We start from the raw sequence: 334 nt of genomic DNA, 5'->3' as shown, positions 1-334 counted from the left end.
CCGCTCCCGGAAACGATGTCAAAAGTACAGCACAAGAACGAACCCTAAAAACCCCACTACAACGCTCAAGATCACGACATACTTTGTTCAAAAACACACCCGACAAGTAGTCTGACACAGGGGGATGAGTGGCAGGAAACGAATCGCCCAACGGTTGATCGACGAATGGTCGACCGACACGCCGCGCTCTTCCATCATCTCTTCGACGTGCCGGTAGCTCAGCGGATAGGCCACATACCATCGGATGCAGACCAGGATAACGTCGATCGGAAAGCGCATCCCTTTGAAGTTGAGCATGTCGATTCGTCCTGGGTTCGGGCGCCGCAGTTTACAT

At 53.3% G+C, this 334-nt stretch carries 1 pseudogene; it reads right to left on the bottom strand.

Going from position 1 to position 334, the window contains the following annotated elements:
• Positions 1–123 precede the first annotated feature (123 nt).
• Positions 124–297: pseudogene (locus tag F1735_RS34505) on the bottom strand (IS6 family transposase); the annotation flags it as partial.
• Positions 298–334: the final 37 nt, after the last annotated feature.

This window comes from Massilia genomosp. 1 (assembly GCF_011682185.1).
Classification (GTDB): Bacteria; Pseudomonadota; Gammaproteobacteria; order Burkholderiales; family Burkholderiaceae_D; genus Telluria_A; species Telluria_A rubra.
The sequence above is the reverse complement of the archived record's forward strand: the minus strand, read 5'-3'. Positions and strand labels throughout refer to the sequence as shown.